Here is a 23663-nt window from a genome sequence, read left to right as displayed (position 1 = left end):
CACCAGCAGGCTGAGCGGGTAGATACAGGAAGCATAAACAGTCAGCTCGCATGCTTGATGAAAAGGACGAGGCTGCTTCGTATGTAAAAAAGTTAGTAAATAAACCAAGGTGATCGTCAGAAAAAAAGCAGTAAAAAAAGAAACGATCCATAGCCATATCAACATGAGTTTCTCTTTCCTCCATATATGATCGAAAAGCCTTGATGAGCTTATCCGCTCATACAAGGCTTTTCTTGTGATTCACATTTATTCAGGGTAAATTTCGAAAGGTTCCTTCGTTTGTACGGTATCTGATTTTCCTTTCAAACTCGCATACGCAAGCATTGTATACTCACCAGCTTCAAGCTTCTGGCCTTGATTGATTGTGCCATTCCATTTTACGCGGTGCTCTCCTTTATCAACATGTTGATAAACACCAGCTTCACCTAAATACTCTCCATCTGTTGAGTAGACAAGGAATGCAAGGTTCTCAGCACCGCCAGGCAGGTAGCTGCTGATGACATAGCTTCCAGCACGGTTGTCAGGCTCTACGGAAACAGAAGTGACGCGCGGATAATCTGGCTCTTTCACAATCAATAAAGTGGGGATTTCCGTGACCTTTCTGCCATTTTCGCGAATGGTTATGCTACCTTGGTACGTCCCTTTCTTGGTTTTTCCGTAATTCACCTGTACTGCGGAAGTAAAGGATCCAGTGGAATTCCCTTTGACGGTGATTTTTTTCGTTCCGTTTGTACTAATGCCGCTGCCATTGAATTTGTAATCAATGGTATACGTTTTCGGTGCTTTTGAAAGGTTTTCTACCTTGAATTTCTTCGTTTTGATTTGAACGCCTTTTTCCTTTAAGAAAGTGCCGTAAGAATAGCTCGCATCAGAAACGATAGAAGACGCTTGAAGTGATTCCATGATTCGAACACTGCCTGTTCCTTGTGTGTTATGAGGGAATGGGCTGCCATTTGCGTCAAACAGTTTTTCTGCTGTATTCATCAGTAATGCTTTGATTTGTCCAGTTGAGTACGATGGTTTTGCTTGTTTGATGATCGCTGCTACTCCTGCCACATGCGGAGAAGCCATACTTGTTCCTTGCTTAGAACCATATCCGTAAGGCTGAGAAGGATCATGCGTTGGGATCGTACTCACAATGCTGACGCCGGGGGCTGATAGATCAGGCTTAATCATCCACGTATCCACAACAGGTCCGCGGGACGAGAAGTCAGCGACTTGCTCACTAAGTTCTTTGACAAATTGAATGGAGAAAGCCGTTGTATTGTTTCCAGCCTCAATGGCTTTGATAAGCGCTGTTCCTTCAGCTTTTGACAGCTTAATTGTAGGGAGTGCGAGACCTGGTACATCGACTGGGATTTCTCCATCGGTATTGTTATACATCACAACGCCGATTGCACCAGCTGCTTTTGCATTGTCGACTTTATCCACAAAAGCAATGGCACCACGTTCAATCACGGCCACCTTTCCTTTAACATCGATGTCTTCAAATGCCTTTTCATCACCGATTCCAGCTTGGACGAGTGTGACTTGTTTTTGGTCAAGCGCTTTTAAATCACTCTCTTGGTAGTAGCCCATGACTTTTGCAGTTGAATAGTTCGGGAATTTCACATTGTAAAGGCTGTACGGAAGCTGAGTTGCTCCGACAGAAATAGCATCTCTTGATGTGCCAGGTGAACCGACTGTCCAGTTGTTCGGACCGCTGTTTCCATTGGATGTAACAGCGACAACGTCTTCAGACATGGCCCAATCGAGAGCGATGCTCGTTGCATAATCAGGGTTATTGACACTGTTTCCAAGAGAGAGGTTCATGACATCTGCTCCGTCAGTAACCGCCCGGTCGATGCCTGCAAGAACGTTCTCAGTTGTTCCAGATCCACCTGGTCCAAGTACACGGTATGCAAGAAGTGTGGCATCCTTTGCGACACCTTTAATTTGTCCATTTGCCGCGATCGTTCCTGCGACGTGTGTGCCGTGATCTGTGGATTCGCCTCTAGGATCTCCTTTAGGAGTCTCTTGCGGAGAATAATCATTATCAACAAAATCATAGCCTTTGTATAAACCGAAGTTTCCTTTTAAATCAGGGTGGGTATAGTCTACTCCAGTATCAATGACTGCGACTTTGACCCCTTTTCCAGAATAGCCGGCATCCCATGCTTTTGGTGCACCGATAAATGGAGCGCTCTTATCCATAAGCGGGGAGACATCTTCGTTTGGAAGCTGGATGCTTTCCTTTTTCACTTCATCGGTTTTATATGTAACATCCGGATAAACAGCTTTTACTCCATCAACTGCGAGCAGCTTCGGGATTTCGTTTGCAGGAAGTTTCATAGAGAAACCAGAGAAGACTTTTTCATATTCTTGACGAACACTCGCTTTATCTACCTCTTTGAGTGCTGCGTTCTTTACTTTTGTTCGAGTTTTTTTGAGGGAGGCTTTTGTTTGTGCTTCGCCGTCTTGCTTGGCTTCAACTAGGGATTTTTCCTTTAATTCAACAATGACGGTGGTTTGTTTTTTCGAGTTGACATTGATTTCACCGAAGATTTCTGCTTTTTCTAGTTCCACCTTTTTGTTAGATGGAGCAGCAGCAGCCTGTTGACCGGTAAAGAATGTGGATAAAATAAAAATAGTGGAGAACAATAGAACAGAAGAACGAGATATGACCTTTTTCATTAATTTTCCCCTTTCTAGCTGTGTTTTTAGGGAGATAGCCTTTCTTTTTGTGGATAAATAGGAAAGATTCACTGCCCGTTATTAAGTATTCAATATGTTGAAAACAATTCCTTTACTAAAATGGTCTTATTTTACATAGTTACAAAGAACTATTTTGTTTATAAAGTCGCACTTATTCACAAATGTCTGTTGATAACTCGATTATTAAGATACATATATGGAAAATAAAAAATTTACATACACAAAATCTAGTGAGAGGGTGTTGATATGTGGATAAACCCTGTTGATAAGGTGTGCTTAACTTTGGGATAGCGTGTGCATAAAATTTTCAATGAAACATCTAGGCACATGATGATCTTCTGCACTTTTCAACAAAACTTCTGAAAACTAGTTTGTTTTTTCACCCAGATTGTGACAAACCTCTCTTTTTTCTCGGGATATGATAGGAGCAGTTGTTTTGATAGAGTTGCTAGATTCTAAGAAAAGCGGAGGGATGTTCAGTGAAGAAATTAAAAAGCTGGTTGAGCGTATGGTTTGGTTTCATGATGAATGTGCTTGTGAACCCTGGTGTGATGATGAAGCAGCAAGGGGTTCAGGCGGCCGCGGCGGATGCCGGATTCTTTCAAGTAGTGAAAGAGAGAGAGCTGGAAAAGCTGGCAGAAGAACATAAGAAGAAACGCAGGGCAGAGAAGCGATTGACTCAAAGTCTGATGATGCTTGAAGAGAAGACGATGCGAGAGGCGCGTGCTGGTCCGCTCTTACCTTTACAGAAAAAGTGAAACAGGGTAAAATCCCACATAAGAAATGTTATCTGCTGGGAGAGGATACCCCTTGAAGATATATAAAATATTGAATAACAACGCAGTGGTTGTAAAGGAGGGCGATCAGGAGAAAATTGTGATGGGACCCGGAATTGCTTTTCAGAAGGGGAAAAATGACGTCGTTCCTCTTCAAAAAATAGAGAAAATCTTTGTTGTGCGTGAAGAAAATGAGAAATTCAAACAAATTCTTGCCACATTGCCAGAAGCGCATATTGAGGTGGCAGAGCATATCATCAGTTATGCAGAAGGTAAACTCATGATGCCGCTCAGTGATCACATCCACATATCACTGACTGATCATTTGTCCTTCGCCATTGAACGCCTTCAAAAAGGCATTGTGTTATATAATAAATTGCTTGGTGAGATCAAAGTCTTATATAAGCAGGAATATGAGATTGGAAAGTATGCCATTCGTTATGTAAAGGAGCGGCTTGGGGTCGAACTGCCGGACGATGAGGCAGGATATGTGGCACTTCATATTCATACGGCCAAAATGAATACGGAGTCCATGAAAAAGACCGTGAAATATACAACGATGATCAAAGAAATGATCGAGCATATTGAAAGCTATTTTCAGCATTCAATTGATGAGGATAGTATTTCCTATCAGCGGCTTGTGACACATTTGAGGTATGCATTAGGCAGGTTGGAATCGAATGAGGCATTTCAAATCATGGACGATGACATGCTGATTTTTATCCAAACAAAGTATGATACAGCTTACCGGTGTGCACTTGGACTCGCTGATTTGTTAAAAGATGAATATGGACTTCATCTCCCTGAATCGGAGATCGGCTACATCACGCTGCATGTCCAGCGTCTGCAGGAAGCCGAATTGGTTTAAAATGATCGTGCCTGCATGCAGGCTTTTTTTATGCACACTACTCTTATTAGTGTATATGGGTCATTGGATTTGAAAAAAGAGGTTGACGCATGTCACAGTCTTATACTATGATGAAAGCGTCATCAAAATTTGATATCGCGGGATTGTGACTGTCAGGCAGGCAAGACCTAAAATTTGCGTAACGAGGGGACGTGTATGTCCTTTGCTCGTTGGTGAATTTTAGGTCTTTTTTGCTTTAAAAAAGGAGGAGACATCATGGATTATCAAAAAACAGCCAAAGAATTAACAAGTCTGTTAGGCGGCAAGGAAAATGTCATCAGTGCCACACATTGTGCAACAAGACTCAGATTGGTGGTGAAAAATGAGGATTTGATTGACAAAGAGGCCATTGAAGAACTTGAAGGAGTGAAGGGGGCTTTCTCAAGTTCAGGGCAATTTCAGGTGATTTTTGGAACTGGATCTGTCAACAAAGTGTATGAACCATTTGCTCGTGAGACTGGTCTCGAGACAGGCGACGAGAAACAAAAGCCTGTCAGCCATGATGAAGCAGTGAAACAAAAAATGAATCCACTTGCGCGTTTTGCAAAGACGTTATCGAATATTTTTGTACCGATCATTCCAGCAATTGTGGCAAGCGGTTTATTAATGGGTCTCTTAGGTATGATGAAAGCCTTCAAATGGGCTGACCCAAGCTCTGCGGTCTTCCAAATGCTTGATATGTTCTCGAGTGCAGCCTTTATCATTTTGCCGATTTTAATTGGGGTCAGTGCAGCGAAAGAGTTTGGCGGAAATCCGTATTTAGGAGCCGTCATTGGGGGAATTATGATTCACCCGAATCTGCTTAATCCGTGGGGATTGACGGAAGCAAAACCAGAATATATGCATTTATTCAATGTTGATATTGCTCTTCTTGGTTACCAAGGGACGGTCATTCCAGTGTTATTGACCGTATATATCATGTGTCTTGTTGAGAAGAATTTAAGAAAAGTGGTTCCGAACAGTATTGATTTACTTGTGACCCCATTTGTGACGGTGATTGTAACTGGATTTGTGACGTTTATTGCAGTTGGACCGCTTGGAAGAATGCTTGGTACAGGAATTTCGAATGCGCTGACGTTTATTTATGACCATGCAGGGTTCTTAGCAGGACTCATTTTCGGCGGTGCTTACTCTTTAATTGTGCTCACAGGGGTTCACCATAGCTTCCATGCGATAGAGGCAGGATTGCTGAATGATATTGGACGTAACTATTTGCTGCCAATTTGGGCAATGTCCAATGTCGCGCAAGGCGGGGCAGGATTGGCTGTCTTTTTCTTAGCCAAGCGTGCAAAAACAAAAGAAATTGCCCTTCCTGCTGCCTTCTCTGCTTTTTTAGGAATTACCGAGCCTGTCATATTCGGTGTAAACCTCCGCTACCGTAAACCATTTATTGCGGCGATGATCGGGGGTGCATTGGGCGGGGCATTTGTCGTTTTCACGAAGGTAGCCGCCAATGCTTATGGTTTAACAGGCATTCCGATGATTGCGATTGCAGCACCATTCGGTGTTCAAAATGTGGTCAATTATGTAATTGGTATGTTAATCGCTGTTGCTGTTTCATTTATTCTCACCATCATTTTTAAAGTTAAAGAAGTCGAAAAATAATCAAGGGGTGGTCACAGACATGACAACAACTGACGCAGCACTTCGTCAAAAGATAGCAGAACGTATTCGAAACTATGAGCATTTGGTTAAAAAGGATGTGTACCGGCAGCAATTTCATTTAATGCCGCCAGTCGGTCTTTTAAATGATCCGAATGGGCTGATTCAGTGGAAAGGAATTTATCATGTTTTTTATCAGTGGCAGCCATTCAAAACGGGACATGGAGCAAAATTCTGGGGTCATTACACATCGACAGATCTAGTGAATTGGCATCACGAAGAAGCCGCTCTTGCCCCAAGTGATTGGTTTGATCAAAACGGCTGTTATTCTGGCAGTGCATTTATAGACGATGGGCAGATGCATGTGATGTACACTGGAAACGTTCGGGATGAACAAGGGAACCGTGAGACGTATCAATGTTTAGCTGTTTCAGAGGATGGCATTCACTTTCAGAAAAAAGGTGTCGTGGCAACGCTGCCGGAAGGTTTCACTGCCCATTTTAGAGATCCAAAGGTATGGAAGAGGAATGGACAGTGGTACATGGTTCTTGGTGCACAAAGTTTAGACCTGAAAGGACACCTTGTTTTGTTTACCTCTGATACGTTAGAGAAGTGGACGTTTCAAGGCACGATTGCAGGCAGTGGAAAGAATGGTTTAGACAATTTCGGCTATATGTGGGAATGTCCAGACCTGTTTGAATTAGACGGCCGGGATGTATTGATTGTGTCACCGCAAGGGCTCAAGCCAGATGGTTTAAAATATCACAATACCCATCAATCAGGTTATTTTGTTGGGAGATTGGATGATCATACCTATCAATATACGCATGGAGCGTTTGAGGAGCTGGATCGCGGCTTTGACTTCTACGCCCAGCAAACCTTTCTAGACGAATCAGGCAGACGTCTTTTAATCGGGTGGATGGGGGTGCCTGATCAAGGAGAAGAGCATCATCCGACGATTTCTTATCAATGGATACACTGCCTCACGATCCCGAGAGAGCTCCGTTTAGATGATGACGGACATCTCATTCAAAAACCAGTAAGTGAACTTCAATCCATGCGGACCAATGAACAAGAGCATGTTTTTCATATTAAACGTTCTGTTCATTCTATCCCTGTAGATGATATTACGAGCGCAGAGGTATTCATTGATCAAATTGACACACAGAAAGGGTTTGAATGCTGTATCCGTGCAGCTGCACGGATCATCTATGATAAAGAGGAAGGGAAGCTGACATTAGAACGGGATCGATTTGAAGATCGATCAAAAGAAGTTCGTGAAGCGGTCATAGAGGAATTACACGACCTGCATATCTTTATTGATGCATCGTCGATTGAGATTTTTGTAAACGGAGGCCGAGAAGTTTTTACTGCACGTTACTTTCCTTCCCCGGGAAATAAATCAATCTCCATCAGTGGAAGAAATGAAACAAAGCTGACATTGAAGACATGGCATTTACAAAAAGAAGCAGGTCGTTGATCCGAACCCTACATGTGATGATTAATATGATGTGAAATTAAAAGTAACCAAAAACAGCACGGCATATAAAAAAGGGAGATTCAGAGCCGTCTGCACGATTGATAGAAAGGTTTGATGAATACATTTCTCTATCAGATAAGCGAGGTGCGGAAAATTGGGTACCCCAATACCGCATCCTCATTTTATTCCACTGTCATAAGTGGAATTTTTATTTTCATTGTTTTTTTGCTTTTGGACCAATGGTAATCACAACGTCTATATATCCCTCGCCATCAATTCCATTATATTTTCCGGAAAACGATCGTTTCCCATTTGCTTCACTGTTCGTTTTACTTTATCTGCTGTTCTTTATAAAAAATGTTTACTTTATTAAGCATGAGTGATAACATACATTTAAATTATTGGTAATAAACATTACTTTTGTATAAAAAATAGTAATTTTTATTACATAAGATAAATCATAAAAATTTTTTTGAGGTGCGTGATAATCCTTTGGGGATAGGGGTTGCATCATTCATTATATTTTTTGAAAGCGCTATCTTATTGATTTGTGTATGGAAATGAATCTCTTAGTTGATTGTTTCTACTATCCAAAAAGAAGAGGAGTGTATGTTTGTCAGTGATTTAGCACAGTGGTTGGATGTTATCAAGGCATGTAAAAAAGATGCTATTGTTAACAATTAAATAAACGAATCTATTATATCAATATGAAGTTAAGGGGTGTATTTGCATGGGAGTATGGAATTTTAAAGGCGGTTCTATTTGGTCAGAAAAGGGATTCATCCCAAATAAGTCTACAAGAATAACAGTTACTCATGAGGATGATAGGGAGATTCATTTATCTGAATCTAGCGTAATTGTACCAGGACTAGTCGATTTTCATTGTCATTTATGGGCACCTGGAGCGGAGATTGGTGTGACAGATAAACAATATCTCTCCTCAGGAGTAACGACAGTTGGGGACGCAGGTACTTTTGGCTATGACGGATGGGAGGAAGCAAATCGTTATTGGGAAAAGAGCCCATTAACAGTTCGTTCTTGGTTATCAGCCTTACCAGAAGGGCTAACCAATCATCCCAACCCTAACCCAACCAAGCCAGAAAGTATTTCGTTGGATCGAATAGTTGAAGTTGCATCTTTAGCTGATGATCGTTTATTAGGAATTAAGATTCGCTTAGGTCAGGTGGATATAATGACTGACCGGTCTTTATTACGCTTAGCAAGAGAAGCAGCCGATCGAACTGATTTACGAATGATGGTTCATTTAACTGAAACTAAACTAGATATTGAAGAGGTAACACAATATTTTAATAAAGGGGACATTCTCACTCATCCATTTCAAGGAAGGGATGGAAACGTGTTAAATACTGCCGGGAAGGTAAAAAAAGAATTTCTAGATGCAGTAGAAAGAGGGATAGTATTAGATATCGGTCACGGTAGAAAACACTTTAATTGGAATGTTTTTTATAAATGCTTAGCTGAAGGAATTAAACCAGATACGATCAGTTCAGATTTAACAAGCGCGTCATGGAGAAAATACCCCGTTTATAACATGAGCTACATCATTTCTAAAATGATTGTAGGTGGACTGTCTCTAGATGAAGCTTTTAGAACCGTTCTGGTAACAGCTCCTAAATTGTTAGGAATTGACGATTTTACTTTTACTCCAAATAACCTTGTGGTGCTGGATTCTACTTCTACTGAGACTGCTTTTCCTGATGTAGATGGAGAAACGGTGTTAGGTAACATTAATTATCAACCGAAACACTTAATATTTAACGGTATACCAGATATTGAGAGCGTTTCTAGTTGGAAATAAACGTTTTGACACGATGAAAGAAGATATATTTCATTTTGTTCGCTGTCTTGAGGAAACAACAGAAGGGTAAATGGAGATACTCTTAGACATCTTACAGAAGCGTAAGAGTATCTCTTTATTTTTTAGATAAATGTAAGCGTTATCAAAATTTCTTTTTAAAAGGAGGAATTTGATTGGAAAATTCTCAATTGAATTTCGAAAAGAAGACGATTCGAAAGGTGACACGAAGAATTATCCCGTTACTATTTTTACTCTATATTATTTCTTATCTAGACAGGGCAAATGTGGGATATGCTGCATTGGAAATGAATGAAGCACTAGGACTAACAAGTAAAATGTTTGGTCTTGTGACAGGTATTTTTTTTATTGGTTATTTTCTGTTTGAAGTACCAAGTAATATTTTAATGCAAAAATTTGGGGCAAGAGTTTGGATTACTAGGATACTCTTTACTTGGGGAATTATTTCTATGGCAACTGGGTTTGCTCAGAATGCTACCCAGCTCTATATCATTAGATTCCTTCTTGGAATAGCAGAGGCAGGTCTATTTCCAGGTATTATTCTATACCTTACTTATTGGTTCCGAGCTAAAGAAAGAGCAAGTACAATTGCGATGTTTATGACAGCAATCGCCGTTTCTTATATTATAGGAGCTCCCGTTTCTACTTTAATTATTGATCATATTCATTGGATGAATGTGCCTGGATGGCGTTGGATGTTTATTATCGAAGGCGCCCCTGCTGTTATTTTAGGATTTGTTACATATTTCTACTTAACAGACCGGCCAGAACAAGCAAAGTGGCTAACAGCCGAAGAAAAAAATTGGTTGATTTCAGAATTAAGAAAGGACGAGGAGCTACGAGAAAAGAAAGGCCAACAAACCTCTAGTCATAAGACGGCCTTGACTGATCCTAAACTGTGGTACCTCGCCTTAATTTACTTTGTATATACTGCAGGTACACTGGGTGTTGGATATTGGATGCCCCAAATTATTAAAGGATTATCTGGCTATTTATCAAACACCCAGATCGGCTTCATTGCTACAATCCCTTACATTATTGCTTCAATCGTCATGAATTACTGGTCAAGACGCTCAGATCGCACTGGTGAAAGACGTATGCACACAGCTTTACCGTTACTCGTAGCTGGTTTAACGTTACTCAGTGTAGGAATGGTATCCAATCCATTTATTGCAATGATTTTCATCACCATATCATTGGCAGCCATGTGTTGTTTTAAAGGTCCTTTTTGGTCATTACCCACTATGATATTGAGTCCAGCCACAGTAGCTGTTGGAATTGCAGTCATTAATTCAATTGGAAGTCTAGGAGGTTTTGTTGGCCCTTATGCAGTTGGATGGTTAAAAGATGCTACAGGAAAAATGCAAGCCGGTTTGATTTTCTTAAGTATTATTTTAATAATAGCTTTCATATTAGTATTAGCTATGAAATTTGAGCAAAAAAGAACTGCCTTCAAGAGTCAGAAGGAAATAGGGGAAATCCGGCTTGAAAAATAATTTGTCTACAATCTGAGCAGATCAATGATCTGCTTTTTTCTAGTGAAATCAGCCTGTATCTTAAGGTCTATATCGTGTATATACAAGGTTGGCCTAAAGCGGTTTGATGACGTTTTACATATATGATAACAGGTGGAATTATGGTATCATTTTAAAATATATACAGCTGAGGCTGACGTTTATCCAAATGCGGTAGGACAAAAAAGGGGTTGTTTACTTGAATTCAAAACAGCAGCCGACGACTAGAAAACGCTTGGAGACAATGGCAGATCATGTTGAAGATAAACGTGAAGAATATAAAGAATTGCTCATTCAAGTTCAATCTATTCTCGGTGAACCTTCTTTAGAGCAGGAAGAAGTGAAAGAGAAGCTGTCAGATACGTATAAACAAATGAAAGAATATGCTTTATTTGTTGAATCCATCGAAGCCTTTATTCGAAAAATGGCGAAAGAGTCCGATCAGCAAAAATAGGCATTCATGTATGGATAAAAGAGTGTACTCGGTTGCGGGTATGCTTTTTTGTTTCGGTCAGATTATTCAGAAATTTAAATGAAAGCGTTGACATTCTTATTGTCATGATAAATAATAAATAAAAATTCATCTGAGCATGTACAGGAGGAACGATATGAACCATACAACCAAGAAATGCCTGATCACCTTTATGATTGTCCTATTTTCTATGAGTTTTCTTTTTCCTTCCATTTCTTCTGCCCGAAATCATACGTCGTATGCTGCATCAACTGCTTCAGTCCCGTCTGGTCAATATTATCGTTCACAAGAGGTGGCTCTGCATTCTCACGTTCAAAAAGCTTCTCTTTATTACACAACAGATGGCAGCCAGCCGACAACTCAAAGTCAGTTATACAAAAAGCCCATTCATATCGAAAAAGATACGACTTTAAAAGTAAGCGTTTACAAGAAAAACCACCGCCTTTCCACGTCTACATACAATTATAAGTTTGTCACACGAGAGGACATTGCATCATCTTTTTTATCTTTCGAATACAAAGGAATGCCTTATCGGCTGTATATTCCAAAAAATCGTAAGAGGGGTAAAGCCTATCCTCTCGTCCTGTTCTTACATGGAGGCGGTGAGAGGGGAACAGACAATCAAAAGCAGTTACTTGCGAATGATGGTGCAGTTTTATGGGCTTCCCCTGAAATCCAAAAGAAACATCCTTCGTACGTATTAGCCCCTCAAGCGCGAAATGCTGTGGATGGAGGCTTTGCATTAACAAGAAATTTGCAAAATGAAATCGATCTGACAAACGTGTTTCAATTTTCACCGGATTTACACAAAGCTTATGATGTCCTTCAGCATGTGTTAACTTCTTATCAGATTGATCAGAAAAGGATTTATGCGACGGGTTTATCACAAGGTGGATTTGGCACGTACCAGTTGAACATCACATATCCTCGTTTGTTTGCAGCGATGATTCCTATTGCGGGGGGTGCAGATCCAAGCAAGGCAGGAATTTTAGCACACAAGCCGATATGGGCATTTCATGCAGAAGATGATTCCATTATCCCTATCAGCTATGCGAGAAATACAATTCAAGCTATTCAAAAAGCAGGCGGCCAGCCGCTTTATACGGAGTACGCAAGCAAGTATGAATATGACCATGCATCATGGACGCCTGCTTATGAGACGCCAGGCTTAACCGATTGGCTGTTTGCACAGAGACGCAGCTTTCGATAAACAAAAAACCGATTCACCTAAACGGCGAATCGGTTTTTTTCTGTTTTATTTATCAAAACGATGAGCAGAATGCTTTGTTGGTCCGATGTATTCGTTTAGCTGGAAAGAGCCTTTGATAGCAGCAGTGATGAATTCTTTTGCTGCATAAATGGCTTCTTTCACGTCTGATCCATTCGCTAGTTCAGCTGTGACTGCTGCTGAGAATGTGCAGCCTGCGCCGTGTGTGTATTCTGTGTCGATTTTATCTGTTTCAAGGCGTTCGAAGGTTTGTCCATCATAAAGCAAATCGATGGCTTTGTCCTCGCTTAGCTTACCGCCTCCAGTGATGACCACATATTTTGCACCAAGTTCGTGAATGCGTTTTGCTGCTTCTTCCATTTGTTCAATCGTTTTGATCTCGCCGATTCCGCTTAATTGACCTGCTTCGAAAAGGTTAGGTGTAATAACGGTTGCCAGTGGCGTGAGCTTCTCGCGCAATGCTTCCGCGTGCTCTGGGTAAAGGACTTCGTTCGCACCCTTACAAACCATAACAGGATCAATGACGACATTTTTTAGGTCGTATGTTTTGATGGTGTCAGCTGCAAGCTCGATCACGTCGACGGTTGGGAGCATACCCGTTTTCAGTGCATCTACACCAATGCCTTCAACAATGGTAGAGAGCTGCGCGCGAATCGTCGCCGTATCAATTGGAAACACCTGATGATCCCAATGATTATGAGGGTCCATTGCAACGACAACGGTTAAAGCTGTCATCCCGTAGACGTTTTTTTCTTGAAACGTTTTTAAATCTGCTTGGATACCTGCACCGCCGCTTGAATCCGAACCTGCGATGGTGAGTGCTTTATTCATAGACATAGTTGCTGAACCTCCAATGTGATGTGTAACAGTTATTGTTCTATCCCTTATTATAATCAGCTTTTCCATTTATCACAATGAAACGGCATAAAAAAGCGTTCCTCTCTTCGGAACGCCTTTCTTTTTTACCTTTTACAAATCACCAATTTCCCTTTTTTCAGTTCGTCTAAAAGGGTTAAAGCTAACTCTTGATCGGCGCCAACTGACATCATTTTGGCCATCAGTTCATCATCCCGGGTGCGAATGACATTGGCAACTTGATCCAAAATCCCTTGATCGACCGCAGTCATGCTTTTGGCGTCTGTATACTCCGTTACGGTATCAGAGCGTTCTGGGTCGTACGCAAAAACAAATACAGCGTCCTTTGTTGAACCCGATGAATGAAAGTGGTCGATGGCCTGTTTCGCTTCTTTACTATTCTCAACCGTGATATATTCCATGATCATCACTCCTTTTCATCAAAAATTCCCATTTTTTCATCAAATCAAACCGCCTTTTATATCATGAGAAGAAAGCCAATTTATGTTTTAATGGAAAAAGACGAATCTATTAAAGGAGTAAGCTGCATATGAAGATTTCCTTATTAATTGTGACACATAACCGGCTCAGTGCACTGTGTGAGCTGCTTGAATCCATTACAAGACAAACCGTACAGCCTTTTGAAATTGTCGTCGTCAATGATGCAGGAGAGCGAGTCGACATCATACAGGAACTTTACCCTGAGCTTCCGATCCGTTTGATTCATTTAGATGAGAATGTTCAGCATGTGAATGCCAGAAATGTGGGGGTGCGGGAGCTGACAGGCGACGTCATCATGCTGAGTGACGACGATGATTACTTCACACCTTGTCATATCGAACGCATGAGCAAGGCGTTGGAAGATGCCGATTTTGTCTTTTCTGATGCAGAAATTGTGTCGTTTGAAGAAAAAGGCGCGACCCGTTTCCCGTTGTCGAGACGTTTGTTTGCTTATACAGCGGACATTGAGGATATGCGTGTCTTTTCTACATATGTTCCTTCCGGCAGTATGTACAAACGCTCTATACACGATGAGATTGGCTATTTTGATCCAGCGATGCATCATTATTGGGACTGGGACTTCTTTTTGCGTGTATCACAGCATGCCCGAGTCAAACGAGTACCAGCTGCCAGCGTGATCTATGCGTTTTTTGACGGCGGTGGAAATCAGTCTAGTGATCTTGGTGAAACAAGGAAGAACTACCTAGATGATTTAAGTGAAAAGCATGATTTAGGCGACCTGCCAACAGCGAACTTTGCTATATTATTAGAAGAACCAGCGATGAAAAAGCGAGAATCAGAGAGTGAGATTGTGTGGGATGGAAAACCGATGATCTCCAGACTAGCGCAGCAAGTAGAAGGAGGAAAACCACAATGAAGCCATTTTTAAATGATAGCTGGTGGGCTGTGATGAAAAGTGAATTTGAACAGCCGTATTATCAGGAATTACGTGAATGGATGAAGGAAGAATATCGCACGCAGACCGTTTTTCCAAAACCAGATGACGTGTATCGTGCCCTTCATTTGACGTCATATGAAAAGGTCAAAGTGGTGATTTTAGGACAAGACCCTTATCATGGCCCAGGACAGGCACATGGATTAAGCTTTTCTGTTCAGCCGGGCGTCAAACACCCGCCATCTTTGAGAAATATTTTTCAAGAGCTAAAGGATGATCTTGGCTGTCCTGTTCCAAACCACGGCTCACTTGTCAGCTGGGCAGAGCAGGGTGTGCTGCTCTTAAACACTGTGCTGACTGTGAGAAAGGGAGAGGCGAATTCGCATAAAAGCAAGGGCTGGGAACGTGTGACAGACCGCGTGATTGATGTGCTGAATGAACGTGATCAGCCCGTCGTTTTTGTGTTATGGGGAAGACATGCTCAAAACAAGAAAGAACGCATTGATCAAAACAAGCATTACATCATTGAGTCACCTCATCCAAGTCCTTTTTCTGCAAGAAACGGCTTTTTTGGCAGCCGGCCGTTTTCAAAGGTAAACACGTATTTAAAGCAAATGGGATTCGAAGAAATCAATTGGTGTATCAAGGATATTGAATGAAAATAGGACGAGGGGAGGGCCCCTTCGTCCTGTTTATTTTAAAAATTTGCGGACCAAGTCGAGTCCGTTTTTCGCATTTGGGTAACGGAAGGAAAAATCGAAGCGGTTCGTTTGGCGCAGGACGCTTTTTTCATGCGTAAAAGTAAAGAAGCTTTCCTTCCCGTGATATCGTCCCATGCCGCTTTCGCCGACGCCTCCGAATGGCAGGTAAGGGGTAGCGACATGCATAAGCGTGTCATTGATACATCCTCCGCCAAATGAGAGGTTTTCTAGAATATACGATTCTGTGTCTTTATTTGTTGTAAATAAGTAAAGCGCCAGCGGCTTTGGCCTTGCTTTGATCATATGCGCTGCCTCATGCAGAGAATCAAAGGTCATGACAGGCAGGATCGGCCCGAAAATTTCCTCCTGCATGACGGGATCCTCCCAAGTGATGTCGTCTAAAATGGTCGGAGCGATTTTAAGCTCGTGTTCATTGCGCTGTCCACCTGTGACGATCGTTCCATTTGAGAGAAATTGTGAAAGCCTGTCAAAATGACGCTGACTGACATTTTTTCCGAAGTGCGGATGCGTTTCGGGATGTTCACCATAAAAGTCACGGATACAGGCCGTCATTTCTAGCAAAAGTTTCTCTTTGATGGATTCATGAACGAGCAAATAGTCTGGTGCAATGCAAGTTTGCCCTGCATTGGTGAATTTTCCAAAGGTGATCCGCTTCGCTGCCAGCTTGATGTCGGCATCGGGCATGACGATGCAAGGACTTTTTCCGCCAAGCTCAAGTGTGACAGGGGTCAAATGCTTTGCGGCGGCTTCCATGACGACTTTGCCGACTGCCACACTTCCAGTAAAGAAGATATAATCAAAGGGCAGCTTCAGCAGCTCTGTACTGACATCGACACCGCCCTCTACGACAGCCGCATGGTCTTCTTGAAATACACGTTTCATGATAGTGCTGATCAATTGTGAGACTGCCGGGGTCAGCTCAGACGGTTTTAAAATCACGGCATTTCCCGCAGAAATCGCGCCGACTAATGGAGAAAGGGCCAATTGGAAAGGATAGTTCCAAGGGGCAATGATGAGCACACTTCCATAGGGCTCCTTGATGATCATGCTTTTCGATCCGATATGAGTCAGCGGTGTTTTCGCGCGTGTTGGCTTCGCCCATTTGTGAAGGTGTTTGATGGTATGATTGATTTCTTCATACACCATCCCGATCTCCGTTGTATAGGCTTCCTGTTCGGATTTATGTAAATCATGGGCTAAGGCCTGTAAAATATCCTTCTCATGCTGTTTGATTGCTGCTTTTAAGTCTTGAAGAATGCGGATGCGTTCTTTAACTGCCGGCTTCTGAAAGACTTTTTGTTTCTGAAATAGAGCGGTGAGCTTGTTCATGATTTAATCCTTTCATAGACGATTTTGTTTCTTTTATTATGTGTGAATAAAGGTGACGGGTCAATTAAGAGAGTCGTGAGCGCACTGCTTTGAAAAAATGAACCCATTTGGTTTGTTCATTTGGTAAAATAATGTTGAAAAGAGATTTTTTTAGATTGGAGGGTCTACCCTTGAATATTCATATATCAAGCCTGCTTCAAAAAATGGAGGAAGCGGTTCAAAAAGCAAAACAAAGTGGAAATGATGAAGAGGTGAAACGTCAAGTGGCAGCGATTTCTTCACTATGTGATGTCATTCTCGACGCACCATCACAGGCGCAAATGCCGCAGTCGCCAGTCATCTCACCACCTCCATCGATACATACACCATCAGCGCCATCTGTGTCTACAGATCAAGCCATGCTGGAGAAACTCATGGGCACAAGTGGCGCGAAGAAATTTCAGCAAAATGATGAGGGTCAAAAAGAGAAGGACGGGAACGGCGACTCTATTTTTGATTTTTAATGGTCTTGTCACGACAAAGGGAAGGTGATCGGTTTGAAACTATTTTTGGGCGCCATTCAGTGGATGGCATTTTTTATCGCAGCTTCTATTGCCGTACCAATTGCGATTGCACAAGCATTTGAATTGAACCAAGTACAATCGGCAGAGCTGATTCAAAGTACTTTCTTTTCACTTGGTCTTGTGGCGATGGTGCAGTGTTTATGCGGCCATATGCTGCCAATCAATGAAAGTCCAGCAGGGCTTTGGTGGGGTGTGTATACCCTTTATGCCGGCATGACAGGAACAATCTTTGCGACGTATCCTGAAACCTTGCAAGCATTACAAGGGGCTTTAATTTTTAGTGCTATTTTCTTTTTTATTTTTAGTCTATTTAAAATCATCAATTGGCTCGCGTCTTTATTTACGCCAGTCGTCACAGGCATTTACCTGCTGCTGCTTGTTGTGCAGCTAAGTCAGCCAATCATGAAAGGGCTGATGGGCATCGGGTATCGAGGAAATCAAGTAGACGGGCTTGTCTTTTGCTTATCGATCTTGATTATTATCCTCACCTTCATGATCAGCCGCTCAAAATGGCATTACTTGAGGCAGTTTTCTGTGTTATTCGCACTTGCAGGCGGATGGCTGTTATTCGCTCTACTCGGATTGGCGAAGCCAGTTCGAATTCCAGAGCAAATCATTGAGTTTCCGAAGCTGTTTCCATTCGGTATGCCGGTCTTTGACAGTGGATTGCTTGTCACGTCCTTTTTTATAACGATTTTACTCATTGTGAACATGCTGGCAAGTATCCGAATTGTGGAAAGCTCAGTGAAGGCATTTGGTGAACTGCGTGAGCGGAAGAGAGCACGTCCTGCCGGTTTTGTCGCAGCATTTGGTCATTTACTAAGCGGGCTGATCGGTGCGATTGCGCCTGTACCTATTTCGGGGGCAGCAGGATTTATCCAGACAACCAAAATTCCTTCGAGAAAGCCTTTTTTCATAGGAAGTCTGCTTGTTGTTCTCATTAGTTTGTTTCCACTGCTCATGAGCTTTTTCTCTGCATTGCCATCACCTGTGGGGCTTGCTGTAAACTTTGTGGTCTTCTCTTCTATGATTGGGATTGCGATGTCGGAGTTTGATCAATATGAGAAAGAAGAAATTCCGCGGATTCGCTTTGTTCTTGGGATTGCCGTTTTAGCAGGCGTAGGGGCGATGTTTGTGCCTCAGGGGGCCTTGAAAGGAATGCATCCTGTGCTCATTTCATTATTAAGCAACGGTCTTGTTCTAGGCACGCTCATTGCAATTGTTGTCGATCAGGTCTTGTTACGAAAGAAAAAGAAATCCGACAATCTCGTGTCAACGTAAAGGGAAAGTTGAATGTCGCCCTTCACCCGCGCTATGATAAACATAATTGACGAGATAAGGAGAATGACGAATGAAACTATTTTTCATTTTAGGTGCCATTAACGCCATGCTTGCTGTAGGCCTTGGAGCCTTCGGTGCGCACGGTCTGGAAGGGAAAATCCCTGAAAAATATATAGAAATATGGAATAAAGGTGTTCAATATCAGATGTTTCATGCCATTGGCTTATTTGTTGTCGCTTTTCTTGCAGATAAGCTGTCAGGTGTCTCCTTGGTTCCTGCCGCTGGCTGGGTGATGCTTGCAGGCATCCTTTTCTTCTCAGGAAGCCTTTATGTGCTGGCATTGACTCAGGTGAAGATTCTAGGTGCCATTACCCCAATTGGCGGAGTAGCATTTATCGCCTCTTGGATCATGCTTGTCATTGCAGCAGCAAAAAATTTATAAGGTAAAAAACCGATGCTCTCATAGGGGCATCGGTTTTTTTCTTAACTCCAGTAAGGAGTATAATTGGGTGGTGCTTGATAATAAGGGACGTAGTGAGAAGGAGGGACAGGGTGCGTTTGAGACTCCTCCTCCCGGTGGCAAAATGGTCCGATAAACACGCTTGGTTTCACAGGCTTAGTCGCCTGCTTCCATTGTGTTTCGTTCATGCAATAAGTATGGGCCATGATGTGAGAAGGGGTGAGGGTAAGAAGGTCTGAGCCTAGGATCACTTCAGGTGTAGATGCGTTAAAAATAGCTAACAAATGAGTTCTGTCTTGGAGAGCGACTTCATAGTGCCACCAGCCTTGAGGCACGTTTGCCACCTGTCCAGGTGTAATGGTATAGGTGTGCAGTTTTTTTGTAAATGGATTCAGCATCGATACGGCAGCAGAACCGGCTATACAATAAACAAGCTCTGCGGCATTTTGATGATAATGAGGCTCTACGACTTTGCTTTTACTCAAATATATATCCAGCAGGGACACTTGATCCAATGAGTTTAATTGTTTTTTTCCTAACACATTAATCAGGTTATGCTGATCGTATTTCACAAGGGGGCTTTGATTCAGATCGTATGAAAATTTCACATTTGGTGATGTATAATCCAGTTCAACAGTCATTGATGTCACCTCTAGGCTTTTGATAAAAACTACTAGGCATCTTATGAGCCGCGCCCCAGAGGTGTGACAAAAACCTAGACAAAAGAAAAAAGCAAGGGAACCTGAGCCTTGCTTTTGCCATGTATGTCGTTATCTCGGAGAATATGTTGACATTGAATATGGATAGTCGTACTGAATTTCTCCATCAAACGTAATGTAATCAAGATAGATTGTTAATAGTAAGTATCGTGTTCCTGTTTTGTTATCACTAATGATAATGTGGTCACGTCCTGCAGCTTCAATGACGCCTCTAAAAATCTTCGAATTCCATTCTTTACTCGCCTCAAACGTCATATAAATCGTGGCTACCTTGCCGCGGTTCAATCGTAAAATATTTTCAATATAGGACTGCTCAATAGGCAGCTGTCCGGTGACATTTTGCTGATAAATCGGTCCAGAAGGAATTTGATATGGCTGACCGCCGCCTTGCGTTCCTTGGCCTCCTTGTGAAGTGCCGGTAGACGGCATTGGTGAAAACCCCTGCTGCATTTGTCCTTGCATTTGACCCTGCGTTTGGGGAGGGACTGAATAACCCATCTGCTGCGCAGGATACGGATTTGCTCCATATTGTTGCTGGCGGAAATCTTGACCTTCGAAACCCGAACCTTGCCCAAATTGATTTTTCAATTTCATAACGTTCCTCCTCTTTCCTCATGGTGTTCTAAACAGAAGGCGTTTAGGCGCCTGTTGTTTCCATAGCATTCTTTCTCTCTTTCACACTATGAGACAGGAGGGGAGAATATGTACATTGAACGAAAAAAAGGAACTGCTGCGCAATTCCTAAGTGTGTAGACAAACCTTCGCCTTCTATCGGTACTCGTCCTTTTTACATGATCCAGTTTACAGCGTGCTGAACATCAAATAAAAGTGTCACGATGAGAAAAAACGCGGCGGGCGGTGTGATCACAATGATGAAGGCTTGCCATAATCTGAGCTTCATCACAGCGACAATGCCTAAAACAGCCATTCCAAATATCCACGTCTTTGCATATACATCCGTAAGAGTCAAAAGATCGATATAATACCATACTTCATAATGCTGATCTAAATATGGTGTGATTTTAACAAACGTATACGGACCGAGCATCCCAACAGTGGAAATCCAAGTAAGTGCAAATAAAGCAGAAGGGAAAAAGACCGTCAGTGTGCAGGCCTTGAGTATATCTCGATACGCCGTTTGACAGCCGAAAAAGAGACGCCCTAACCATTTGATGATGAGGGCACCGAAAAATAGAATCATATTGCCTGCCAAAATACCATATCCCGCTCCTTGTAACAGAATAAAAGGGAATGGAATATGATTGCCCATATACTCGCTAAAATACCCTTCGTAGATCCAGCCCGTACCGGCGATACTTGCAAGGAGCATCATCAGCCAAATTGGTATATTGGAATGTCGATATGAGCGAATAATCGTTTTTGTCGCGACGAAAATTTTAAAAAATCGAAAAAATCCTTTTACTTCCTCTTCTTGGGAGTGATCATTCTTCATAGCTTCCAATGTTCTTTACTCCTTTAATACACATAAATGATTACTTATATTACCAAAAAGTTCACGTTTTTCAAAGAAAGATCAATAAAAAAATACAATTTTATAAAAAATAGGTCACTCTACAGTCTCTTTAAGAGGAGACACATATGATAAACATAGTTTGAAAGAGACCGAGGTGATAATTTTGACAAAAGTAACTGTCATTATGACGAGCTACAACAAGGCGGCTTACGTCGGCAGATCGATTGAAGCGGTCCTGCAGCAGACGCTGTCAGACTTTGAACTTTTTATCATGGATGATGGATCAAACGAAAAAACCCTTGCTGCTATTGAACCGTTTCGCAAAGATCCCCGCGTTCACTTTATCCAAAGCGGTGTCAAAACATTGGAAGAGAGAACAGCGAAAACTCGCTATGCCGTGCTGATTAATCAAGCATTAGAACTGGCAAAGGGCGAGTATATTTCCTATGCCACAGATGACAATGTCTATGCCCCGGACCGTTTAGAGAAGCTCACTCATTATCTAGATGCCCATCCAGATAAAGATATTGTCTATTCTAGTTCTAAAGTTATCTATTTAAATAGCAAAAAAGAGCCAGTGAAGGAAATGATTCGGCCGGCGCAAACAGTGCAATGGAATGCTCCCTGCGCCATAGATCATTGCTCTGTCGTGCATCGTGCATCCATTTTATCAAAAATTCATGATGAATTTGGGTCCTACTGGGACGAGAGTCCGCATTTTTATCGAATAGGGGATGCCCGCTTCTTTTTTCGATTAAATCATTTTTATCCGTTTTATCCCTTTGATGAAATATTAGATACAAATTACATCACAGAACAGTCGATTCATTATCAGCTGGCAGCAGAAGAGAAAAGTGCCTTTATTCATGCACTTCCCGAGCAGTCTACCTGCTGGGATCTCCGCAGTATATTAAAACAAAAATATGGGAGGTGACCTGAAATGTCGCACTATATTCATCATTATTGGCAGGTGTACTTTGAGTATGTGAATCTGATGAAAGATTTGTCCTACAAGGAAATTCCTCTTGGGTTGATCAGCAATTTCTATCAATATATCAGTCCTGAAGTGAGGGAACGCATGGAAGATGAAGCATTTGGTCAAGAACTGACAACCGATTGTCCATTACCGGAAGAGATTCAGCCATTTTTTGATCAGCATAAGCAGCAGATCAAGCGTATCGCTTATCGTCCGGCGAATGGAAAGGTATTGCTTCACTTTGAACACCTGCGTTTTACTGAACAAAATTACAAGCGGTTCCATCCAAACCAAACGGTGGTGCTTGCTCGCTGGAAGAAGGCAGATTATTTCGGATTACCTGTTATCAGTAAGCCGGAATTAACCGGAGAGGTTAATAAAGAAGCCCACGCTGAATATATTGAAAAAGCAAATGCTCTCCTTAAACCTTACGCTCACCACCCTGTCTTTGGCAATGTCTTTTTTAGAGAAAAATTGCGGAAGGATATTGTGCAATTTATTGATGTCATTGACCAGATTGAAGTGCTGTTTCAAATGCAGCCGATTGCAGCTGTTATTGTTGGAACGACGGAGGATGCTTACAGCCGTGTACTCGCTTTGCAAACAGTGAAACGCCAGCTGACGAGTATCTGTCTTCAGCACGGCGCGCTTATGGGAGACGAAGCCTTTTTACCGATTTTCACGACTTGTCATGGGGTGTTTGGAAAGTATGAAAAGGACTGGTATGTAGACAAAGGCTGTCAGCCGGAACAGGTGGAAATCACAGGTCATCCGAGGTTTGATTTGGTGAAGGAGCGAACACCGCTTCAACAGGATCTCATTTTTCGTAAATTGAACTTCAGTCCGGCTAAAAAGACCGTGCTTGTGGCAACGCAGCCGTTTTCTGAAGCCTTCTATGGTGATGTTCTTAAAACGATTGCCAAACGGAAAGACATTCAGCTGATCATGAAGCCGCATCCTTGGGAAATTGCTCGAAATCGATTAAACGACTATGTGTCTATTGAACGAGCGGGAAATCATGTGAAATTGATTAAAAAAGAAATTGACCTGTATGACCTGCTGCCATATGTGGATATCGTGATTACGCTCACATCAACAGTTGGTCTTGAAGCCATGCTTTTTGAAAAGAGTGTGCTGATCGGGAAAATGACAGAAGGCAGAAGATACCCATATTACGAGTCGCTTGGCAGCTATCATATGGAAAATCCTGTAGAACTAGCTGAGAAAGCCATTCGTATTTTGTCGGATGAACAAGAGATGAAGCTGGCAAAGCAGCAAGGAGCTCAGTTCATTAAACAACACTATCCGCATGCGCGATCTACCGATGTTCTGCTTTCTCTGCTCAAAACAAAAACTGGTGTGGATTTTCAGAGATGAA

At 42.0% G+C, this 23663-nt stretch carries 22 protein-coding genes; 15 read left to right on the top strand and 7 right to left on the bottom strand.

Translation table 11 applies throughout. The annotated features are described in order from the left end of the window. Positions 1 to 246: 246 nt before the first annotated feature. A complete protein-coding gene (locus NST59_RS17700; RefSeq protein WP_144489864.1) occupies positions 247 to 2673 on the bottom strand; it encodes a S8 family peptidase in 2427 nt (808 codons plus the stop codon). Positions 2674 to 3173: 500 nt separating this feature from the next. On the opposite strand from NST59_RS17700, the gene NST59_RS17695 reads away from it, so the two are divergent. The 8 genes from NST59_RS17695 (at position 3174) to NST59_RS17660 (ending at position 12492) form a co-directional block, all read left to right on the top strand. Continuing rightward, positions 3174 to 3452: a hypothetical protein gene (locus tag NST59_RS17695; protein WP_144468064.1), complete on the top strand. Its 279-nt coding sequence runs from the start codon at positions 3174 to 3176 to the stop codon at positions 3450 to 3452. 52 nt (positions 3453 to 3504) lie between these two features. Next, the gene (locus tag NST59_RS17690; protein WP_039182354.1) at positions 3505 to 4338 is read left to right on the top strand and encodes a PRD domain-containing protein; all 834 of its coding nucleotides are present in this window, start codon (positions 3505 to 3507) and stop codon (positions 4336 to 4338) included. Positions 4339 to 4593: 255 nt separating this feature from the next. Next, positions 4594 to 5982 (top strand): sucrose-specific PTS transporter subunit IIBC, encoded by a 1389-nt coding sequence (locus tag NST59_RS17685; protein WP_039182351.1) that lies wholly within the window; start codon positions 4594 to 4596, stop codon positions 5980 to 5982. Between the two features lie 19 nt (positions 5983 to 6001). Beyond that, positions 6002 to 7459 (top strand): glycoside hydrolase family 32 protein, encoded by a 1458-nt coding sequence (locus tag NST59_RS17680; protein WP_064498916.1) that lies wholly within the window; start codon positions 6002 to 6004, stop codon positions 7457 to 7459. A 730-nt stretch (positions 7460 to 8189) separates the two neighbouring features. Next, a complete protein-coding gene (locus tag NST59_RS17675) occupies positions 8190 to 9278 on the top strand; it encodes an amidohydrolase family protein (RefSeq protein WP_144489866.1) in 1089 nt (362 codons plus the stop codon). A 173-nt stretch (positions 9279 to 9451) separates the two neighbouring features. Next, positions 9452 to 10792, top strand: coding sequence for an MFS transporter (locus NST59_RS17670; RefSeq protein WP_341040875.1), 1341 nt, complete (start codon positions 9452 to 9454; stop codon positions 10790 to 10792). A gap of 217 nt (positions 10793 to 11009) precedes the next feature. Continuing rightward, positions 11010 to 11264 (top strand): hypothetical protein, encoded by a 255-nt coding sequence (locus tag NST59_RS17665; RefSeq protein ID WP_024423823.1) that lies wholly within the window; start codon positions 11010 to 11012, stop codon positions 11262 to 11264. A 154-nt stretch (positions 11265 to 11418) separates the two neighbouring features. After that, positions 11419 to 12492: a chitobiase/beta-hexosaminidase C-terminal domain-containing protein gene (locus NST59_RS17660; RefSeq protein WP_144489868.1), complete on the top strand. Its 1074-nt coding sequence runs from the start codon at positions 11419 to 11421 to the stop codon at positions 12490 to 12492. Positions 12493 to 12537: 45 nt separating this feature from the next. Here NST59_RS17660 and NST59_RS17655 read toward each other — a convergent pair whose 3' ends face one another. After that, positions 12538 to 13347: a bifunctional hydroxymethylpyrimidine kinase/phosphomethylpyrimidine kinase gene (locus NST59_RS17655; protein WP_024426411.1), complete on the bottom strand. Its 810-nt coding sequence runs from the start codon at positions 13345 to 13347 to the stop codon at positions 12538 to 12540. Positions 13348 to 13472: 125 nt separating this feature from the next. Beyond that, positions 13473 to 13787 (bottom strand): general stress protein, encoded by a 315-nt coding sequence (locus NST59_RS17650; RefSeq protein ID WP_126682464.1) that lies wholly within the window; start codon positions 13785 to 13787, stop codon positions 13473 to 13475. A gap of 128 nt (positions 13788 to 13915) precedes the next feature. Here NST59_RS17650 and NST59_RS17645 point away from each other — a divergent pair, with 128 nt between their 5' ends. Further along, positions 13916 to 14743: a glycosyltransferase family 2 protein gene (locus tag NST59_RS17645; protein WP_041087706.1), complete on the top strand. Its 828-nt coding sequence runs from the start codon at positions 13916 to 13918 to the stop codon at positions 14741 to 14743. Next, entirely contained in the window at positions 14740 to 15420 is a 681-nt protein-coding gene (locus NST59_RS17640; RefSeq protein WP_268424371.1) for a uracil-DNA glycosylase, read from the top strand. Before NST59_RS17645 ends, NST59_RS17640 begins: the two co-directional genes overlap by 4 nt. A gap of 33 nt (positions 15421 to 15453) precedes the next feature. Here NST59_RS17640 and NST59_RS17635 read toward each other — a convergent pair whose 3' ends face one another. Next, positions 15454 to 16812 carry an aldehyde dehydrogenase gene (locus NST59_RS17635; RefSeq protein ID WP_144468056.1) on the bottom strand — a complete coding sequence of 453 codons (1359 nt, stop codon included), beginning with the start codon at positions 16810 to 16812 and terminating at the stop codon, positions 15454 to 15456. Between the two features lie 170 nt (positions 16813 to 16982). Between NST59_RS17635 and NST59_RS17630 the strand changes: the two genes are divergently transcribed. The 3 genes from NST59_RS17630 (at position 16983) to NST59_RS17620 (ending at position 19098) form a co-directional block, all read left to right on the top strand. Beyond that, positions 16983 to 17315: a YwdI family protein gene (locus NST59_RS17630; RefSeq protein ID WP_047203643.1), complete on the top strand. Its 333-nt coding sequence runs from the start codon at positions 16983 to 16985 to the stop codon at positions 17313 to 17315. 33 nt (positions 17316 to 17348) lie between these two features. Further along, the gene (locus NST59_RS17625; protein ID WP_041087711.1) at positions 17349 to 18656 is read left to right on the top strand and encodes a purine/pyrimidine permease; all 1308 of its coding nucleotides are present in this window, start codon (positions 17349 to 17351) and stop codon (positions 18654 to 18656) included. A gap of 70 nt (positions 18657 to 18726) precedes the next feature. After that, positions 18727 to 19098, top strand: coding sequence for a DUF423 domain-containing protein (locus NST59_RS17620; RefSeq protein ID WP_025093833.1), 372 nt, complete (start codon positions 18727 to 18729; stop codon positions 19096 to 19098). Between the two features lie 41 nt (positions 19099 to 19139). On the opposite strand, the gene NST59_RS17615 is transcribed toward NST59_RS17620, so the two are convergent. The 3 genes from NST59_RS17615 to NST59_RS17605 form a co-directional block, all read right to left on the bottom strand. After that, positions 19140 to 19757, bottom strand: coding sequence for a cupin domain-containing protein (locus tag NST59_RS17615; protein WP_039182316.1), 618 nt, complete (start codon positions 19755 to 19757; stop codon positions 19140 to 19142). A 129-nt stretch (positions 19758 to 19886) separates the two neighbouring features. Continuing rightward, entirely contained in the window at positions 19887 to 20429 is a 543-nt protein-coding gene (gene gerQ, locus NST59_RS17610) for a spore coat protein GerQ (protein WP_034660388.1), read from the bottom strand. 193 nt (positions 20430 to 20622) lie between these two features. Next, entirely contained in the window at positions 20623 to 21288 is a 666-nt protein-coding gene (locus NST59_RS17605; protein WP_228280201.1) for a YIP1 family protein, read from the bottom strand. Positions 21289 to 21472: 184 nt separating this feature from the next. Between NST59_RS17605 and NST59_RS17600 the strand changes: the two genes are divergently transcribed. Continuing rightward, positions 21473 to 22243 carry a glycosyltransferase family 2 protein gene (locus tag NST59_RS17600; RefSeq protein ID WP_064498861.1) on the top strand — a complete coding sequence of 257 codons (771 nt, stop codon included), beginning with the start codon at positions 21473 to 21475 and terminating at the stop codon, positions 22241 to 22243. A gap of 6 nt (positions 22244 to 22249) precedes the next feature. Beyond that, on the top strand, positions 22250 to 23662 hold the full coding sequence (locus NST59_RS17595) for a capsular polysaccharide export protein, LipB/KpsS family (RefSeq protein WP_059377872.1): 1413 nt from the start codon (positions 22250 to 22252) through the stop codon (positions 23660 to 23662). The last annotated feature ends 1 nt before the right edge of the window (position 23663 follow it).

Origin of the sequence: Bacillus sp. FSL R5-0439, from assembly GCF_038008805.1 — a bacterium.
GTDB classification, from domain to species: Bacteria; Bacillota; Bacilli; order Bacillales; family Bacillaceae; genus Bacillus; species Bacillus safensis.
Note: the sequence above shows the minus strand (reverse complement) of the source record. Positions and strands in the feature narration are given on the sequence as shown.

What these genes read in the sequence shown, in the direction of transcription:
- NST59_RS17605 (WP_228280201.1), bottom strand. Translation starts at nt 21,288, where the DNA reads ATGAAGAATGATCACTCCCAAGAAGAGGAAGTAAAAGGATTTTTTCGA.
- NST59_RS17685 (WP_039182351.1), top strand. Translation starts at nt 4,594, where the DNA reads ATGGATTATCAAAAAACAGCCAAAGAATTAACAAGTCTGTTAGGCGGC.
- NST59_RS17675 (WP_144489866.1), top strand. Translation starts at nt 8,190, where the DNA reads ATGGGAGTATGGAATTTTAAAGGCGGTTCTATTTGGTCAGAAAAGGGA.
- NST59_RS17620 (WP_025093833.1), top strand. Translation starts at nt 18,727, where the DNA reads ATGAAACTATTTTTCATTTTAGGTGCCATTAACGCCATGCTTGCTGTA.
- NST59_RS17645 (WP_041087706.1), top strand. Translation starts at nt 13,916, where the DNA reads ATGAAGATTTCCTTATTAATTGTGACACATAACCGGCTCAGTGCACTG.
- NST59_RS17615 (WP_039182316.1), bottom strand. Translation starts at nt 19,757, where the DNA reads ATGACTGTTGAACTGGATTATACATCACCAAATGTGAAATTTTCATAC.
- NST59_RS17680 (WP_064498916.1), top strand. Translation starts at nt 6,002, where the DNA reads ATGACAACAACTGACGCAGCACTTCGTCAAAAGATAGCAGAACGTATT.
- NST59_RS17655 (WP_024426411.1), bottom strand. Translation starts at nt 13,347, where the DNA reads ATGTCTATGAATAAAGCACTCACCATCGCAGGTTCGGATTCAAGCGGC.
- NST59_RS17640 (WP_268424371.1), top strand. Translation starts at nt 14,740, where the DNA reads ATGAAGCCATTTTTAAATGATAGCTGGTGGGCTGTGATGAAAAGTGAA.
- NST59_RS17635 (WP_144468056.1), bottom strand. Translation starts at nt 16,812, where the DNA reads ATGAACAAGCTCACCGCTCTATTTCAGAAACAAAAAGTCTTTCAGAAG.
- NST59_RS17660 (WP_144489868.1), top strand. Translation starts at nt 11,419, where the DNA reads ATGAACCATACAACCAAGAAATGCCTGATCACCTTTATGATTGTCCTA.
- NST59_RS17650 (WP_126682464.1), bottom strand. Translation starts at nt 13,787, where the DNA reads ATGGAATATATCACGGTTGAGAATAGTAAAGAAGCGAAACAGGCCATC.
- gerQ (WP_034660388.1), bottom strand. Translation starts at nt 20,429, where the DNA reads ATGAAATTGAAAAATCAATTTGGGCAAGGTTCGGGTTTCGAAGGTCAA.
- NST59_RS17700 (WP_144489864.1), bottom strand. Translation starts at nt 2,673, where the DNA reads ATGAAAAAGGTCATATCTCGTTCTTCTGTTCTATTGTTCTCCACTATT.
- NST59_RS17595 (WP_059377872.1), top strand. Translation starts at nt 22,250, where the DNA reads ATGTCGCACTATATTCATCATTATTGGCAGGTGTACTTTGAGTATGTG.